At 63.0% G+C, this 17,332-nt stretch carries 15 protein-coding genes and 1 pseudogene; 8 read left to right on the top strand and 8 right to left on the bottom strand.

What is annotated here, in order from left to right:
- Window positions 1-44: 44 nt before the first annotated feature.
- Complete coding sequence (locus I2H36_RS10025; RefSeq protein ID WP_196263750.1) at window positions 45-1,253, bottom strand: ROK family protein; 1,209 nt, start codon at window positions 1,251-1,253, stop codon at window positions 45-47.
- A 224-nt stretch (window positions 1,254-1,477) separates the two neighbouring features.
- Here I2H36_RS10025 and xylF point away from each other — a divergent pair, with 224 nt between their 5' ends.
- The 4 genes from xylF to I2H36_RS10005 all read left to right on the top strand — a co-directional run bounded on the left by xylF (window position 1,478) and on the right by I2H36_RS10005 (window position 5,619).
- Window positions 1,478-2,524 carry a D-xylose ABC transporter substrate-binding protein gene (gene xylF, locus I2H36_RS10020; protein ID WP_196263749.1) on the top strand — a complete coding sequence of 349 codons (1,047 nt, stop codon included), beginning with the start codon at window positions 1,478-1,480 and terminating at the stop codon, window positions 2,522-2,524.
- 97 nt (window positions 2,525-2,621) lie between these two features.
- A complete protein-coding gene (locus I2H36_RS10015) occupies window positions 2,622-3,920 on the top strand; it encodes a sugar ABC transporter permease (RefSeq protein ID WP_196263748.1) in 1,299 nt (432 codons plus the stop codon).
- Between the two features lie 11 nt (window positions 3,921-3,931).
- The gene (locus tag I2H36_RS10010; protein ID WP_036354117.1) at window positions 3,932-4,711 is read left to right on the top strand and encodes an ATP-binding cassette domain-containing protein; all 780 of its coding nucleotides are present in this window, start codon (window positions 3,932-3,934) and stop codon (window positions 4,709-4,711) included.
- Between the two features lie 155 nt (window positions 4,712-4,866).
- Entirely contained in the window at window positions 4,867-5,619 is a 753-nt protein-coding gene (locus I2H36_RS10005; RefSeq protein WP_196263747.1) for an SDR family NAD(P)-dependent oxidoreductase, read from the top strand.
- 67 nt (window positions 5,620-5,686) lie between these two features.
- On the opposite strand, the gene I2H36_RS10000 is transcribed toward I2H36_RS10005, so the two are convergent.
- From I2H36_RS10000 to I2H36_RS09990, 3 genes are all read right to left on the bottom strand, one after another.
- Window positions 5,687-6,181 (bottom strand): DUF2059 domain-containing protein, encoded by a 495-nt coding sequence (locus tag I2H36_RS10000; protein ID WP_196263746.1) that lies wholly within the window; start codon window positions 6,179-6,181, stop codon window positions 5,687-5,689.
- 83 nt (window positions 6,182-6,264) lie between these two features.
- Entirely contained in the window at window positions 6,265-7,587 is a 1,323-nt protein-coding gene (locus tag I2H36_RS09995; protein WP_196263745.1) for an AmpG family muropeptide MFS transporter, read from the bottom strand.
- Window positions 7,588-7,646: 59 nt separating this feature from the next.
- Window positions 7,647-8,471, bottom strand: a complete 825-nt coding sequence (locus tag I2H36_RS09990; protein ID WP_196263744.1) for an SIR2 family protein — start codon at window positions 8,469-8,471, stop codon at window positions 7,647-7,649.
- Between the two features lie 131 nt (window positions 8,472-8,602).
- Between I2H36_RS09990 and I2H36_RS09985 the strand changes: the two genes are divergently transcribed.
- The gene (locus I2H36_RS09985; RefSeq protein ID WP_343234427.1) at window positions 8,603-9,178 is read left to right on the top strand and encodes an NUDIX domain-containing protein; all 576 of its coding nucleotides are present in this window, start codon (window positions 8,603-8,605) and stop codon (window positions 9,176-9,178) included.
- A gap of 172 nt (window positions 9,179-9,350) precedes the next feature.
- Here I2H36_RS09985 and fghA read toward each other — a convergent pair whose 3' ends face one another.
- Complete coding sequence (gene fghA, locus I2H36_RS09980) at window positions 9,351-10,199, bottom strand: S-formylglutathione hydrolase (RefSeq protein WP_281432988.1); 849 nt, start codon at window positions 10,197-10,199, stop codon at window positions 9,351-9,353.
- Window positions 10,200-10,212: 13 nt separating this feature from the next.
- Window positions 10,213-11,325 carry an S-(hydroxymethyl)glutathione dehydrogenase/class III alcohol dehydrogenase gene (locus I2H36_RS09975; protein WP_196263742.1) on the bottom strand — a complete coding sequence of 371 codons (1,113 nt, stop codon included), beginning with the start codon at window positions 11,323-11,325 and terminating at the stop codon, window positions 10,213-10,215.
- Between the two features lie 144 nt (window positions 11,326-11,469).
- On the opposite strand from I2H36_RS09975, the gene I2H36_RS09970 reads away from it, so the two are divergent.
- Window positions 11,470-12,120: an MBL fold metallo-hydrolase gene (locus I2H36_RS09970; protein ID WP_196263741.1), complete on the top strand. Its 651-nt coding sequence runs from the start codon at window positions 11,470-11,472 to the stop codon at window positions 12,118-12,120.
- Window positions 12,121-12,263: 143 nt separating this feature from the next.
- Here I2H36_RS09970 and I2H36_RS09965 read toward each other — a convergent pair.
- Window positions 12,264-13,724, bottom strand: a pseudogene (locus tag I2H36_RS09965) (catalase).
- 93 nt (window positions 13,725-13,817) lie between these two features.
- On the opposite strand from I2H36_RS09965, the gene I2H36_RS09960 reads away from it, so the two are divergent.
- Window positions 13,818-14,738 (top strand): hydrogen peroxide-inducible genes activator, encoded by a 921-nt coding sequence (locus tag I2H36_RS09960; RefSeq protein ID WP_196263740.1) that lies wholly within the window; start codon window positions 13,818-13,820, stop codon window positions 14,736-14,738.
- Between the two features lie 108 nt (window positions 14,739-14,846).
- On the opposite strand, the gene I2H36_RS09955 is transcribed toward I2H36_RS09960, so the two are convergent.
- Window positions 14,847-16,082, bottom strand: a complete 1,236-nt coding sequence (locus I2H36_RS09955; RefSeq protein ID WP_210331022.1) for a YeeE/YedE family protein — start codon at window positions 16,080-16,082, stop codon at window positions 14,847-14,849.
- Window positions 16,083-16,289: 207 nt separating this feature from the next.
- On the opposite strand from I2H36_RS09955, the gene I2H36_RS09950 reads away from it, so the two are divergent.
- Window positions 16,290-17,321 (top strand): cysteine synthase A, encoded by a 1,032-nt coding sequence (locus I2H36_RS09950; RefSeq protein WP_196263739.1) that lies wholly within the window; start codon window positions 16,290-16,292, stop codon window positions 17,319-17,321.
- Window positions 17,322-17,332: the final 11 nt, after the last annotated feature.

The raw sequence follows: 17,332 nt of genomic DNA, 5'->3' as shown, positions 1-17,332 counted from the left end.
CGGCGAAAGTCGGGCGGTCTTTTTCGTCTGAGATTGCGATAAACCTATGCGGCCTTCAAGCGCGCGAGATCGAGATCAAGCTCGCGCAGGGCCTGCATCACCACGCCTTCCGTCAGCAGGTCCATGGAGGATTCCACCACGTGGATCGTGGCAAGGGCACGCAGTTCCGGGATGGTCTGGGATTCGAGCGCCGCCTCGAAGGAGGGGCGCAGGAGATCCATGGCGCGGGTGCCGGGGCCACAGATCACGATGTGGTCGGGCTCCAGCGTCTGGATCAGGATGCCGACCGCATCGCCCAACACCTCGCCGGCGGCATGGAACAGGTTGACCAGGGCAGGATCGCCGGCGCGCGCCTGTTCGACGATGGCCCCCATGGCCTCCTCGCCCGGCAGCAGCAGGGTCGGGGCGGGGCGATGGTCGATGAGCTGCGCGTCCCGGTGCAGGGCGTAATCGGCGAGATAGGCCTCGATGCAGCCGCGCCCGCCGCAGCGGCATTGCGGGCCGCTTCGGCGCAACCTCACATGGCCGAACTCGGAGCCGCCGAATCGGGCGCCGCGATAGAGTTCGCCCTGGATGAGAAAACCGAGGCCGACGCCGTCGCCCACCATCAGGCACGCAGTGCGGCCGGAGCGCAGATCGGCGTTGCGCTGCGCGATCGCGAAGGCCATAGCGCTGGCGTCGTTCTCCATCAGCACCGGCTTGCCGAGGCGCTGTCTCAGCCCTGCGGCCAGGGGCAGGTCGCGGGTGCCCAGCACCGGGCTCCAGGCCACGATTCCGTCGCGGGTGTCCACATAGCCCTGGCAGGCCAAGCCCACCGCCTTCACGTCCCGTGCGCCGCTCTCCTCGGCAAAGGCCGCGATGGTGTGGGCGAGCACGTCCATCAGCTCCTCGCCCCCAAGATTGCGCAGGGGGCGTTCCACGTGGCGGCTCGCGCGGGTGCGCCCGGCGCTGTCCACGAGCCGCAGCTCGATGCGGTTGAAGCCGGTCCAGACGCCAACGACGGAGCCCAGGGTCTCGGCGAAGTAGAGGCGGGTCTTGGGCCGGCCCCGGAGCAATCCGGGGCTCTGGTCCGGGCTGTCCTCCGCTACCAGCACGCCCTCGTCGAGAAGGGTTGCCGCGAGTTCCGAGACGCTGGCGGGGCTCATGCCGAGGTGCTGGCCGATCTCGACCCGCGCCATGGGGCCTTCCCGGCGCAAGGCATCGAGCAGGCGCCGGCGGGCGGTTTCGCGGGGAGAGAGAGGCAGCGATGTCATGGATGCACTTTATTCACAGCTTGAATAAATCAAAACTGGGAGATGCGGATATCAGACCAAAATATTAGTTCCTGGGCGCTTGAAGGCTGCAATGGCTCGTATAATTATTTCCGCGCTCGAACAATAACGCATGGCAGGTTGAGCCACGTCCGTCGGTCCCGCGGGCCGACAGCTGCCATGAGCGCGGTGCTTTCCAAAGGTGGCGCCGCCCAGGAGGAACACCGATGATTTCGAAGAAACACGCTCTCATCTCGCTTGCCGCTCTGGCCCTGTCTGCCGGTGCCGCCTTCGCCCAGGGCAAGGGCCCCGTGGTCGGCGTCAGCTGGTCGAACTTCCAGGAAGAGCGCTGGAAGACCGACGAAGCCGCCATCAAGGCTGCAGTCGAGAAGGCCGGCGGCACCTATGTGTCGGCCGATGCCCAGTCGTCACCCGCCAAGCAGCTCACCGACATCGAGAGCCTCATCTCCCGCGGCGCCAAGGCGCTGATCGTGCTGGCGCAGGATGCCGACGCCGTCCGTCCCGCCGTCGAGAAGGCCGTGGCCGAAGGCATCGCGGTCGTGGGCTATGACCGCTTGATCGAGATCCCGCAGGCCTTCTATCTCACCTTCGACAATGTCGAGGTCGGCCGTCTCCAGGCCCGCGAAGTCCTGAAGGTGAAGCCCGAGGGCAACTATGCCTTCATCAAGGGCTCGGGCTCCGATCCCAACGCCAACTTCCTGTTCCAGGGTTCGATGGAAGTGCTGAAGGCCGGCATCGATTCCGGCAAGATCAAGAATGTCGGCGAGGCCTACACGGATGGCTGGCTCCCGGCTAACGCGCAGCGGAACATGGAGCAGTTCCTCACCAAGAACAACAACAAGATCGATGCGGTGATCGCCGCCAATGACGGCACCGCCGGCGGCGCCATCGCGGCTCTTGCTGCGCAGGGTCTTGCGGGCACCGTGCCGGTGTCGGGCCAGGATGCCGACAAGGCGGCGCTCAACCGCGTGGCGCTCGGTACCCAGACCGTGACGGTGTTCAAGGATGCCCGCGAACTCGGCCGCAACGCCGCGGAGATCGCCCTGCAACTCGCCGGCGGCAAGAAGCTCACCGAGATCCAGGGTGCGAAGTCCTGGAACCTCGGCCCGAAGAAGCAGAACATGACGGCCCTGTTCCTCACGCCGGTCGCGGTCACGAAGGACAACCTCAACGTTGTCATCGACGCCGGCTGGGCCTCGAAGGACGTGGTCTGCCAGGGCGTGAAGGCCGGCACGGTCAAGGCCTGCAACTGATCGTATCGTCTGACTGACCTCATCCCCGACAGCGATAAGCTGTCGGGGATATGATTCGTTTACTGAAATCCTTCATCCGCCTCTTGAGCGTGACGTCATGACCGCACCCGCTGCCAGTACCGCCCCGCCGCCGACCGCTGCGTCCGGCTCATTCCTGTCAAAGCTCGAGATCGATGCCCGCATGCTCGGCATGCTGGCGGCGCTTGCCGCGATCTGGATCGGGTTCGATCTTCTCTCCGGCGGCGTCTTTCTTACCCCGCGCAATCTCTGGAATCTGTCGGTGCAGACCGCCTCCGTGGCGATCATGGCCACCGGCATGGTGCTCGTGATCGTAACGCGCAACATCGACCTATCGGTGGGGGCGATTCTCGGCGTGGTCGGCATGATCATCGGCGTGGCCCAAGTGCAGTGGCTGCCGGCCTATCTTGGGCTCGAGCACCCGCTGACGGCGCCGCTCGCGGTGGTGCTGGCCATGGTGATCGGCGGATCCATCGGCTTGTTCCAAGGCTGGCTCATCGCTTACATGAGCATTCCATCCTTCATCGTCACGCTCGGCGGCCTGCTGGTGTGGCGCGGTGCGGCCTGGTGGGTCACGACCGGCCAGACCGTCGCGCCCATGGACACGCGCTTCAAGGCCTTCGGCGGCGGCGTGGAAGGAGCGCTCGGCGCCACCACCACCTGGGTGATCGCGGCTGTGGCCTGCGGTCTCATCATCATTGCGCTCGGCTTATCGCGTCGCCGTCGCATGCGCTTCGGTTTTCCGGTGCGCCCAGGCTGGGCCGATGCGGTGATCGCCGCTGTGGCATGCGGCATCGTTCTTGCGGCCGCGACGATCGCCAATGCCTATCCGCTGCCCGCCGGCACGGCGCGCCGCTGGGCGGAGGCCAACGGTCTCGTCTGGCCTGAGGGCGGATTGTTCATCCCGCACGGGGTCGCGCTGCCGGTGCTGATCGCCATCCTGGTCGGACTGGTGATGACCTTCATTGCCACGCGCCGGCGCTTCGGTCGCTACGTCTTCGCCATCGGTGGCAACCCGGAAGCCGCGGAGCTGTCGGGAATCAACACCCGCTGGACGCTCATGAAGGTGTTCGGCCTTATGGGCCTCCTCTGTGGCATCTCCGCCTGCATATCCACCGCTCGCCTCAATGCGGCGACGAACGCGGCCGGCACCCTCGACGAACTCTATGTTATCGCTTCTGCGGTCATCGGCGGCACGTCGCTGGCCGGCGGCGTCGGCACCATTGCGGGCGCGATGCTCGGCGCTCTCGTCATGCAGTCGCTGCAATCGGGCATGGTGCTGCTCGGCGTTGACACGCCGCTCCAGAACATCGTCGTCGGCGCGGTGCTTGTGCTCGCCGTGTGGGTCGACAGCCTCTATCGCCGCCGCATCAAGTAAGGAGAGGCAACATGCAAACGAATGGAACGACGCCTCTCGTCGAAATGCGCAACATCTCCATCGCATTCGGCGGCATCAAGGCCGTGGATGGCGTGTCGGTCGATCTCCGCCCCGGCGAGGTGGTGGGTCTGCTCGGCCACAATGGCGCCGGCAAGTCGACGCTCATCAAGATCCTGTCCGGCGCCTACAAGCCGGATGCCGGCGAGATCTACGTGAACGGCGAGCATGCCGATATTGCGACGCCGCGGGATGCCAAGCGCTATGGCATCGAGACGATCTACCAGACCCTCGCGCTTGCCGACAACATCGATGCGGCCGGCAACATCTTTCTCGGACGCGAGGTCCTCACGCCCTACGGCACCCTCGACGATGCGACGATGGAGGCCGAGACCCGCAAGGTGATGGCGCGGCTCAACCCGCATTTCCGCCGCTTCAAGGAGCCCGTGAAGGCGCTCTCCGGCGGACAGCGGCAATCGGTGGCGATCGCGCGGGCGATCTACTTCAACGCCCGCGTACTCATCATGGACGAGCCGACCGCGGCTCTCGGACCCGCCGAGACCCAGCAGGTGGCCGATCTCGTGCTGCAGCTGAAGAAGGAAGGCATCGGCATCTTCCTCATCAGCCACGACATCCACGACGTGTTCGGCCTCGCCGACCGGGTAAGCGTGATGAAGAACGGCAAGCTCGTCGGTTCGGCCAATGTGCAGGACGTGACGCAGGACGAGGTGCTCGGCATGATCATCCTCGGCAAATGCCCTCCGGGTGCAACGCCGGGGCCGGGCGCGAGTTGACCGGCTGCGAGCTAACAGTTGGCATCATCCCGGACGGAGCGGAGCGACGATCCGGGATCGTATACAGGACAGAGCGCCATACTCGTCATGCGGTTTCGGGTTCTGCTCCGCAGCCCCGAGATGACGACTTTTTCTTTTGAGGTATGTGAGGATTCATGACCCAGACCATTTACGGCTCCCTGAAGGGCAAGACCGTTCTCATCACCGGCGGCGCCAGCGGCATCGGCGAGAGCATTGCGCGTTCGTTCCATGCTCAAGGAAGCAAGGTCGCCATCCTCGACTACAATGCCGAGGCCGGCCAGGCGCTGGAGAAAGAACTCGGCGAGCGTGTGCATTTTGAGCACAGCGACGTGCGCGACATTCCCGCCTTCCAGGCTGCGATCCGGCGCGCGAGCGATGCGGTCGGCCCGATCACCATCCTCGTCAACAACGCGGCGCGCGATGACCGCCACACCATCGATCAGGTGACGCCAGAATACTGGCGCGAGCGCTTCGCCACCAATCTCGACCACCAGTTCTTCGCAGCACAGGCCGTGCTGCCCGACATGGAGAAGGCGGGCGGCGGCTCGATCATCAACATGGGCTCCACGAGCTACATGGTGAGCGACGACTCCTTTGCGGCCTACAAGGCCGCGAAGTCCGCTTCGGTCGGGCTCACCCGTGCACTGGCGCGGGAACTCGGGCCGAAGAACATTCGCGTCAATTGCCTCGTTCCGGGCTGGATCATGACCCAGCGCCAGATCGATCTCTGGCTCACACCGGAGGGCGAGGCGGAGCTGCTCAAGCGTCAATGCGTGAAGCGCAAGCTCGTCCCGCAGGACATCGCCAATTTCACGCTGTTCTTAGGCTCCGACGATTCCAGCGCCATGTCGGCACAGACCTATCTCGTGGACGGCGGCTGGGTTTGATCACTGTGGTCGGCGCTATGTCACTGCCCGGCTAGTACGTTGCGGGACGATGTCTAAATCTCTGACCTCAGGGAGAAAGCGCGTTCCGCAGCCTTTCATCCCTGACTAGGCGAGCTTGGAACTTCGGAAGAAATTGACGAGTCATGAAGGCTTGGACCTGCGGGATCATGTTCTCCGTGAACTTGGTCATCTTCCTCCCAACGCGGGAGCCTACAGGTGTTCTATAAAAATCGTAGAAAGCTCCAATCTCTTCTTCAGTTAACTCCTTCTTGTAGAGATCAACAACGAAGGCGGTGAACTCAGGTTTCATGTTGTTTATCTCGTCCCCAGCGATATTAGCAATGTGTTCAGCAAGCTCAGGGGTGATCTTGTTCGAAGACCTTCGAAGCTGGTTTACCATCAGCGGCTTGAAGCCTTCGAACGCTGCATTCGTAACCCTCTGAAAGTCCGTAATTTCGAGAATATACTTCACCTTTTCATCAACGGATAAGGCTTGGGAAAATGCGTGCAAAGGCCAAGTCAGAAGAGATGCGAGCACTATTGTTCGGAGAGCTTTGGGCATAACCCACCTTGGTCATCATCAATGTCGACGTTCCAAAGTTGCACACGTCGCGCTTCTAGACAACCTTCGCGAAGGTGCTGGCTCTACCGTGCTGCTGCCACCGGAGGGCTATCATCGATCAAAACTCTGTCTTCTTTCTTCTCAACCGTCTTCATCGTATCCCGCCGCACCACGAGGCACAGGAGCACCAGCGGGATAGCGATGGCAGCCGTGCTAGTGAAGAGGGCCGGGTAGCCGTAGGCTTCGACTACAACACCGGAGGCGCCGCCGATGAGCTTGCCGGGCAGCGCATAGAGCGAGCTGAGAAGCGCGTACTGTGTGGCGGCAAATCCGGGCGCTGTCAGGCCGGACATGTAGGCGACGAGAGCCGCGCCTGCGAAACCCCCGGCGAAATTGTCGACGCTGATCGAAAGCGTGAGGTTCCAAAGCGTTGCATTTCCAGACGCTAGCCACGAGAACATCAGGTTCGATCCGGCGGCAATGACCGCGCCGATGAGCAAGGGCCACCAGAGGCCGATCCGTGTGAGCGCCAGGCCACCGGCAAAGGCGCCAATGATGCCGATCCAGACCCCATAAAGCTTCGACACATTGGCGATGTCGGCTTTGCTGAAACCAAGATCGATATAGAGCGGATTCGCCATGATGCCGCTCGCATAATCAGGGATTCGGTAGCACGCGATGAGCGCGAGGATCGGGACCAGCATCATCCCCTTGCGTCTGAAGAGGTCGGATAGCGGCTCCACAATGGCCTTGGCGAGAGGCAGACGCTGCCGGGCCGGGCCTTCATCGATCTTCGGGGCAAGCAGTGTGCCGATCAGGCCGACTCCCATGAGCGCCGCCATGGCGAGATAGGCGCTAGGCCAATTGACGAATTCGGCGATGTACAGCGCTCCTGCTCCTGCTGTGATGAGTGCAAGCCGGTAGCCCAGCAACAGGCCCGCCGCCATCATGCCCTGACGCTCCGTCGGAGCTGCATCAATGCGCCAGCCGTCAATGACCACGTCCTGGGTCGCCGAGGCGAAAGCAACGAGAACCGCGCAGGCAATTGTGAGGGGCAGGCCGCTCTGCGGATTGCTCGCCGCCATGCCGATCAGCCCAGCAGCAACTCCGAGCTGTGCCAAGGCCATCCAGCCCCGTCGGCGCCCGAGCAGGTTGGAGAGGACCGGCACGTCATACCGGTCGACGATGGGGGCCCATAGGAACTTGAACGAATAAGCCAGGGCCACCCAGCTCATCAGCCCGATGACAGTCAGGGAAATCCCGGCCTCCCGCAGCCACGCCGACAGGGTGCTGAAAACGAGCAGGAAGGGCAGGCCCGAGGAGAACCCCAAGGGCAGCATGAGCGCGATGCGCCCGTCGGTCAGGACATCGCGGAGCGAAAGGCGGCGTTTTTCTGCTTCAGCCATGAAATCATCTTGTGAGCTTGCAAGGCCGCCACCTTGGCACAGGGTGGGGGCGGTGCCAATCAGACGTCGCCCTCGTCCTTCTCGACGGCTTTGCTGAGCTTGGTCAGGAACTTTTCGAGCGCCTTTTCCGGCGGGCATTCCTTCTCCATCAGCACCTGCAGGCCCCATTGCTCCAGAACGGCCTGCTCGACGGGGTTGGCACGCAGCATGAACACATAGGATTGCGGCCGGTCGCGCTCGTAGCCCGATCCGGCCCAGGTCTTCCAGAGCCGGTGCATCAGGAAGCGGATGTTGAGATCCGTCATGCTGTAGCCGATGAACAGGATGGTCTTGCCCAGCGCATCCGAGCGGAACTTGATGTCGAGGGGCGATTCGAAGGACAGGCGCTCCAGATAATCGGTCTCAGCGATGACGATGGAGCCGTCATCGTCGAAATCGCCATGATATTTCACGATCTGCGGCACACCCTCCCGGACGCGGGCGATGTCCTTGGCATTGACGATCTTCACATAATCCTTGCCGTGCAGGTCGTAGGCGGTTTCGAGATTGCGGTCGAAATTCGTGGTGTAGAGGATTGGAAAGTCGAGCTTGCAGATCAGCTCGTGAACGCGGGACTTCTTCAGGGTATCCTCGGGAATGGTCCAGTTCCGGTCCATCCAGCTGCGCAGGGGCCCGATGCTGCCCTGCTTGAGCCGGTAATATTCCGCCAGCGTCAGGTAGTTGAGGTCCATGTCCTTGAAGTCGGACAGGTCGATCTTGAGCTCATCGGCGATGTGCTCGATCAGGGTGCTCCAGGAGGGCAGGCCAACGGTCATGGAGACGCCGGCGCCGGCGAACAGGATCGCCTGTTTTGTCCTAATGGCTGCGACCAGATCATTGAGCACGCTGCTCTCCTTGTACTGCCCTGGCCTTAACGCGCGAACCCGCTCTCAAGCTTCACCGTGCAGCAAAGGATAACTTGAGCGTTTCGCGTGTTGTCATAGGTTGAGTGGTGTCGAACAGGAGAGAGCAGGACGTGGCAGGCTACAAGATCAACCAGGTCGAAACCCTCTACGAGGGCTGGCGTAAGCTTCTCAAGCTGACGGTTGAGATGCCGGATGGCCGCACCATGGCGCGGGAAATCCTGAACAGCGCCGATGCCGCGGCCGTGCTTCCTTATGATCCGGAAGCCCGTAAGGTGATCCTCATCCGCCAGTTCCGCGCGCCCGTCATGCATGTAGAGGGGAAACCCGACCTCCTGGAAGCCGTGGCTGGACTGCTCGACGAGGACGAGCCGGAGGCCTGCGCCAAGCGCGAGGCCATGGAGGAGGCGGGCCTGCGCCTCCAAATCCTGGAAAGGGTGGTCACCGCATGGTCGACCCCCGGCATCACCACGGAACGTCTGCACCTGTTCCTGGCCCCCTACACACGTGCCGACCGGGTGGAGGAAGGAGGGGGCTTGGCCGAGGAGCACGAAGACATCGAGGTGCTGGAGATCGGCCTCGACGAGCTTATGGTGATGCTGGAGCAGGGCGCCGTCGCCGACATGAAAACCCTGGTGCTGATCCAGGCTCTGCAACTCCGGCACCCCGAGCTGTTCGGGGCGGGCTGAAAGCTGCTTCTGCAAATATCGGTTGTTCAGAGTTGGGCCGAGAGCGACGTCTTCCAGGTCATGGCCGGGCCTGTCCCGGCCATCCCGATACGGTGAGGCGCAGCGCTTTTCCAATCGAGATCACCGGCACAAGGCTGGTGATGACGGCGGCGATAAACCGCCGTCTAGTCTCTCAGGCAACACCAAGGCGCTTGGCATGCCAGCGTAGGTGATCCTCAATGAAGCTGGCGATGAAGAAGTAGGAATGGTCGTAGCCTTCCTGGCGACGCAGGGTCAGAGGTTGACCGGCCCTGGCGCAGGCCTCCTCCAGCATCTGAGGCTTGAGCTGGCTTTCGAGAAAGCTGTCGGCGGTGCCCTGGTCGACCAGAAGGTCGGGCAGGCGAGCCCCGCCCTCAATCAGCGCGCAGGCATCGTAGTCGCGCCAAGCCGAGCGGTCGGGCCCGATATAGTTCGACAGGGCCTTCTCGCCCCAGGGGCAGTTCATCGGCGAGGAAATGGGCGCGAAGGCCGAGACAGCCTTGAAACGCTCGGGGTTGCGCAGCGCGATGGTGAGCGCTCCATGGCCACCCATGGAATGGCCGGTGATGCCCTGCCGGCTCATGTCCGCCGGCAGGTTTTCCGCAATGAGTTTCGGCAGCTCGCGTTCGATGTAGGAGCGCATGCGATAGTTCTTCGCCCAAGGCTCCTGCAGCGCATCCACGTAGAAGCCGGCCCCGAGGCCGAAATCGTAGGCACCCTCCGGATCGTCGGGTACGCTCTTGCCACGGGGGCTGGTATCGGGAGCGACCAGCATCAGGCCGAGCTCCGAGGCGACCCGCTGCGCGCCCGCCTTCACGGTGAAATTCTCCTCCGTGCAGGTCAGTCCGGAGAGGAACCATGCCACCGGCACCTTGCGGTCCTTCGCCTGCGGCGGCACGAACACCGCAAGCCGCATGGGCGTGGATGTTTCACGGGAAACATGGCGATAGACGAATTGTGTGCCGCCGAAGCAGCGCGATTGCGAGACGGTCTCGAAGCTCAACATCTCTCTCCGGTCAGTAGACGATGACCGAGCGGATCGATTTGCCCTCGTGCATCAGATCGAAGGCGGTGTTGATCTCGTCGAGCGGCATGGTGTGGGTGATCAGATCGTCGATGTTGATCTTGCCCTCCATGTACCAGTCCACGATTTTGGGCACGTCCGTGCGTCCGCGCGCGCCGCCGAAGGCCGTGCCTTTCCAGACGCGGCCGGTGACAAGCTGGAACGGTCGGGTGGCAATCTCCTTGCCGGCTTCGGCCACGCCGATGATGATGCTCTCGCCCCAGCCGCGGTGGCAGCATTCGAGCGCTTGGCGCATCACATCCGTGTTGCCGGTGGCGTCGAACGAGAAGTCGGCGCCGCCGCCCGTGAGATCGACGATCGCCTGCACGACCTTGTCGTTGCCGACCTCCTTCGGGTTGATGAAATCGGTCATGCCGAATTTCTTCGCCATCTCGACCTTGGCCGGATTGATGTCGACGCCGATGATCTTGTCTGCACCCACCATGCGGGCACCCTGGATCACGTTAAGGCCGATGCCACCGAGGCCAAACACCACCACGTTCGCCCCGGGCCACACCTTCGCGGTGTAGATCACTGCACCGATGCCCGTGGTGACGCCGCAGCCGATGTAGCAGATCTTGTCGAAAGGCGCGTCCTCGCGCACCTTGGCGAGTGCGATCTCCGGCAGCACGGTGAAGTTCGCAAAGGTCGAGCAGCCCATGTAGTGGAACACCGTCTCGCCATCGCAGCGGAAGCGGGAGGTGCCGTCGGGCATCAGACCCTGGCCTTGTGTCGAGCGGATGGCCGTGCACAGATTGGTGCGACGGGACAGGCATGATTTGCAGTTGCGGCATTCGGGCGTGTAGAGCGGGATCACGTGGTCGCCGGGTTTGAGCGTCGTCACGCCGGGGCCGACTTCGCGTACGATGCCGGCGCCCTCATGGCCGAGGATGGCCGGGAACTTGCCCTCGGAATCCAACCCTGAGAGGGTGTAGGCATCCGTGTGGCACACGCCGGTGGCCATCACCTCCACGAGCACTTCGCCGGCTTTCGGGCCCTCTAGGCGGATGGTCTCGATGGTGAGCGGCTTGCCTGCCTCCCACGCCACGGCGGCCCTGGTTTCCATGCTCGTGTCCTCGGTTGTGATTCGATGGAGGGACTATGTGAACCCGGGTGTTGGAAGGTCAAGTAAACCCCTCGCGAAGCCTTGAGGCTTCTCAAGGCTGTCTACGACGCTTATGTCTCACGTGACCCCAGGAAGGATTCCAGAGTGCCAGACGTTCGCGCCGCCATCATCCCCGTGACGCCGTTCCAGCAGAACTGCACCCTGCTGTGGTGCGAGAAGACCAAGAAGGCTGCCGTGGTCGATCCCGGCGGCGATCTCGACCAAATTAAGCAAGCCATCAAGCAGAGCGGCGTGACCGTCGAGAAGATCATCCTCACCCACGGCCATATCGACCACGCGGGCGGCGCGGCTGAACTGCGGGAGGACCTTGACGTCCAAATCGAAGGCCCTCACGAGGCGGATCGCTTCCTGCTCGACCGGCTTGCGGAACAGGGGCAGGCCTACGGCTTTCCGGCGCGCGCCGTGACGCCGGATCGCTGGCTCAACGAGGGCGACACGGTCACTGTCGGTGACCTTGTCCTTGATGTGCTGCATTGCCCCGGTCACTCGCCGGGCAGCGTCGTGCTCGTGTCGAAAGATCAGCGCTTTGCCCTCGTGGGCGACGTGCTGTTCCAGGGCTCCGTCGGGCGCACGGATCTTCCCGGCGGCGACAGCAAGGCGCTGATCCGCTCGATCAAGGACAAGCTCCTGCTGCTCGGCGACGACATCACTTTCATCTGTGGCCACGGCCCCATGAGCACCATCGGCCAAGAGCGGCAGACAAATCCGTTCCTGCAAGGCGATGGGATGATTTGAGAAACGCCTAATACCTAACCGCACTGTCATTCCGTGGGCGCACCAATGGTGCGAGCCCGGAATGACAGTGTTGCGGACGAGAAAGACAAAAGCGGCCCAGGACTTCTCCCGGGCCGCTCCAATTCGCCCCTACAGCTTATTCCTTATTCCGCAGCCTGGATCATCACGGCGCCCTTGAGGCCCATGCGGTCCGCCACGCCGAGGCCGTAGGCCTTGTCGGCGAGGTAGAAGTGCACGATCTGGCGCTTCACGATCGCCTCGGGCACGCCCTGCATGGCTTCCGCGATGTTGTCCATGAGCCGGCTCTGCTCGTCCGGTGTCATGAGGCGGAACAGGTCGCCCGGCTGCTTGTAGTCGTCATTGCCGGCGCGGTGATCGTAGCGGTCCGCGTTCCCTGAGATCTTGAGCGGCGGCTCCGCAGCACGGGGCGTCTGCACCGGGCCGTTGAAGGAGTTCGGCTCGTAATAGGCCTCGCCCCGGTTGGGCACGTCGAACAGCATGCCGCCATCGGCATGATAGTGATGCACCGGGCAACGCGGACGGTTCACGGGCAGCGCTTCGTAATGGGTGCCGACGCGATAGCGATGCGCGTCGGCATAGGCGAAGATGCGACCCTGCAGCATCTTGTCCGGCGAGAAGCCGATGCCGGGCACGATGTTCGACGGCGAGAACGATGACTGTTCCACTTCGGCGAAATAATGAGCGGCGTTGCGGTTGAGCTCGAGGGTGCCGACCTCGATCAGCGGGTATTCCGCATGCGGCCACACTTTTGTGACGTCGAACGGGTTGTAGGAGGTCTTTTCCGCGTCCGTCTCGGGCATGATCTGCACGCAGAATTTCCAGCGCGGAAACTCGCCGTCTTCGATGGCTTGGTACAGGTCACGCTGGGCGCTCTCGCGGTCCCTGGCGACGACCGCCTCGGCCTCGCGGTTCGTCCAGGTCTTGATGCCCTGCATGGACTTGAAGTGGAATTTGACCCAGAAGCGCTCACCGGCCTCGTTGATGAACGAGTAGGTGTGCGAGCCGAAGCCGTGCATGAAGCGATAGCCCTGCGGCAGGCCCCGGTCCGAGAACAGGATCGTCACCTGGTGCAGCGTCTCGGGGCTGAGAGACCAGAAGTCCCACATGGCGGTCGGGAAGCGCAGATTCGTGGCGGGGTGACGCTTCTGCGTGCGGATGAAATCGGGGAACTTCACCGGGTCGCGCACGAAGAACACCGGCGTGTTGTTGCCGACGATATCCCAGTTGCCCTCTTCCGTGTAGACCTTCAGGGCGAAGCCGCGCACGTCGCGCTCAGCATCGGCCGCGCCGCGCTCGCCGGCCACCGTCGAGAAGCGCAGGAACACTTCTGTCTGCTTGCCGATCTCGGAGAAGACCTTCGCCTTGGAATATCGGGTGATGTCGTTGGTGATGGTCAGCGTGCCGTAGGCAGCCGAGCCTTTGGCATGAACCACGCGCTCAGGAATGCGCTCGCGGTTCTAGTGCGCGAGCTTCTCGATGAGCTGGTAGTCCTGCAGCAGCAGCGGGCCGCGGGAGCCGGCAGACAGGCTGTTCTGGTTGTCCGCGATGGGCGCCCCAGCCGTGGTGGTCATTGTTTTTGTCATGGTCTTCCCCAATGAATGGGGCGGACAATGGCTTAGCTAGTCGATCAGGTCCAATTGTATTGATTACAAAGAGTGATCAGATATTCTTATCACATGGTCACGCTGCGACAGCTTCGCTACTTCGAAACATTGGCACGGACGATGCATTTCGGCATGGCGGCCGATCAATGCGCTGTCACGCAGCCGGCGCTCTCCATGCAGATCAAGGAGCTGGAACGGGAACTCGGCGTAGAACTGATCGAGCGTCGGGGCAACACCATCGCGATCACCCCGGCCGGACAGGAGATTGCGGCGCGGGCTGAGGCGATCCTCAGCCAAGTGCGGGAGCTCTCCGATTTCGCACGCCAGCATCACGGCGTCCTCACGGGCCCCTTACGTCTCGGGATCATTCCGTCCATCGCGCCCTACCTTCTGCCGGACATTCTGACTGAAACCACGAAGCATTATCCGCAGCTCGATCTTCAGATCCGTGAGACGCAGACGAACGCCCTCGTGGAGGAGTTGATCCGGGGCGGACTGGATGCGGTGCTGGTTGCCCTGCCGATGCAGCAGCCTCAGCTCGAAACCATGCCGCTCTTCAAGGATCGCTTCCTGATTGCCGTTCAGAGCCAGGCGGCTCCGGATTGGATGGCGAGCGATCTGCGCAGCCGCATCGGGCAGGAGCGTCTGTTGCTGCTGGAGGAGGGGCATTGCCTGCGCGATCAGGCGCTTCAGTTCTGTCAGATCGCCAACATGGAGGCCCGCAAGGCGCTGGGCGCCGCCTCGCTCACGACCATCATGCAGATGGTGGCGGCAGGTCACGGGGTCACACTGCTGCCCGAACTCTGCGCCAAGACTGAGGTCGACCGGCAGAGGGTGGCGCTCATCCCGTTTCCCAAGGAGCCGCCCATGCGCATCGTCGGACTCGCCTGGCGGCGCAGTTCCGCACGCAAAGGCGACTTCATAGCGCTCGGCGAACTGATCAAATCTCTCAGGCGCGAGGAGATGGACACAGGACAGTCTGTGAACCGCTGATGCGTCGAGAAGACGGAGTTTGGACGAAGCCGGATTCGCACCCTGCTCAGAAACGAAAAAAGTCTTCCGGTATTAGCCGGAAGACCTCTTTCAAACTCAGTGAAGCGTTCAGCAGCCGGTGAGCTTCACGCGCTCCACTTCGAGACCGAAGAGGGGGCGCACGCGGGTGCCGAGGACGTTGCCGGCAAAGGCCGCGACGAGCCAGACCCAGCCATGCAGACTGCCAGACGCGATGCCGGAGAAATAGGCGCCGATGTTGCAGCCATAGGCAAGGCGCGCGCCATAGCCGAGAAGCAAGCCGCCCGCGATGGCAGCCGCGGCCGAGCGCAAGGGGACCTTCCAGGCAGGAGCGAAGCGTCCGGCGAGGGAGGCTGCCAGCAGGGCACCGACGATGATGCCGAAATCCATCACCGTCGTGATGTCGGTGAAGATGCTGCCGGTGAGTTCGGCTTGACGGGCCGGGGACGACCAGTAGGGCCAGCTCGCCACATCGAAGCCGATCGCGGCTGCGATCTTCGAGCCCCACAGGGCGAAGGCCGATGTCACGCCCCAGGGACGGCCGGCGAGGTAGAGCGTCACGAAATTCAAAAGCGCCAGCGCCACCGCGCCTGCCACGATGGGCCAGGGGCCGCGCAGGAAACGGGCGAGACCCTGACGCGGCGACGGATCGGCCGTGATCAGACGGCCATGGCGACGTTTCTCGAACACGATTGTGACAGCCGCGATAAGAGCGAAGACGATGAGTTGGAATGCCAGCGCCGTCCAGGGACCCCAGGCCTTGATGATCGAGATGGCAGGCAGGCTCGGCAGTGCAACCCACCAATGCAGGTGCGCGGCGCCGATGGCGGAACCGGCGATGAAGGCTGCCAGCGTGATCAGCATGCGGGTCGAGCCGCCGCCCACCGTGTAGAGAGTGCCGGAGGCGCAGCCGCCGCCGAGCTGCATGCCGATGCCGAAGATGAAAGCGCCGAAGACCACGCCGATACCCGCGGGCGACACGTTGCCCGCGACCGGCTGGCCGAACAGGGTGCCGGCGGCAAGAACGGGGAAGAACAGTACGGACGCAATGGCGAGCATCACCATTTGGGCCCGCAGGCCCTCGCCGCGGCGGTCGGCGATGAAGACGCGCCAGGCCGAGGTAAAGCCGAAGGCGGCATGGTAAAGCACGAGGCCGAGCGCTGCCCCAAGCATATAAAGGGCCGCTTGGCGCGGATTGATGATGGCGCCCAGCAGGGCTGCGCCGCCGATGATCCCGGCCGCAGCCGCGAAGGTGGCCGGAGCGTTGATGTTCAGGCTCGCGCGGTTTCCTGCGGAAAGAGGCGATGCCACTGCGGAGCTGGACATGGAGGTTCCTGAAGCTGCGTGGGAGTAAAGTGCCAGGTGCCTCATGCGCCTTGCACAACCAAGATGAGGTTCGATATAAAGAACGTCAAGATGTGTAATTAGTTTGATATCTACATACAATTCATGTGATTATATCGCAGGGCTTTCGTCGCGCGATCTTTCAAGAAGGGCTAAGAGCCTTGCCGCCCTGCAACGAGGTATAACCTAATGACGATCCAGCCTGACGTTCCCGCCGCCATCGGCAACACGCCGCTCATCAAGCTCCGCCGCGCCTCGGAGCTCACAGGCTGCACCATCGTCGGCAAGGCCGAGTTCATGAACCCCGGACAGTCCGTGAAGGACCGGGCAGCGCTCTTCATCATCCAGGATGCGGTCAGGCGAGGCGCGCTCCGTCCGGGCGGGGTCATCGTCGAAGGCACGGCGGGCAATACCGGAATTGGCTTGGCGCTCGTCGCCAACGCAATGGGATTCAGGACGGTAATCGTGATTCCGGAGACCCAAAGCCAAGAGAAGAAGGACATGCTGCGGCTTGCGGGCGCCGAGCTGATCGAGGTGCCGGCGGTGCCTTATGCCAATCCTAACAACTACGTGAAGGTCTCTGGCCGCTTGGCGGAGCGGCTTGCGCAGAGCGAACCGAACGGCGCCATCTGGGCCAACCAGTTCGACAACGTGGCCAACCGGCAGGCGCATATCGAGACAACGGGACCTGAGATCTGGGATCAGACGGACGGCAAGGTCGACGGCTTCGTCAGCGCGGTCGGCACCGGCGGAACGCTCGCGGGCGTCGGCATCGCGTTGAAGGCGCACAACCCGAAGATTGCGATTGCGCTCGCGGATCCCATGGGCTCCGCCATCGCGAACTGGGTTCATACTGGCGAGCTGAAGGCGACCGGCACGTCGATTACCGAAGGCATCGGTCAGGGGCGGGTGACGAAGAATCTCGAAGGGGCATCCATCGACGTGGCGTTCCAGATTCCGGACGAGGAGGCCCTTCCGATCATCTTCGACCTGTTGGAGCACGAGGGGCTCTGCCTCGGCGGATCGTCGGGCATCAACGTTGCGGGTGCGATCCGGCTCGCGATGCAACTGGGGGCCGGGCACACCATCGTCACCGTGTTGTGCGATTACGGTACCCGCTATCAGTCCAAGCTGTTCAATCCCGAGTTCCTACGCGGCAAGAACTTGCCCGTTCCCCCATGGCTCGAGACGAGGAGCACCATCGATCCGGGACTGGTGTAGCGCAGGAACGT

The organism is Microvirga terrestris (genome assembly GCF_015694425.1).
In the GTDB taxonomy this organism is placed as follows: domain Bacteria; phylum Pseudomonadota; class Alphaproteobacteria; order Rhizobiales; family Beijerinckiaceae; genus Microvirga; species Microvirga terrestris.
The sequence above is the reverse complement of the archived record's forward strand: the minus strand, read 5'-3'. Positions and strand labels throughout refer to the sequence as shown.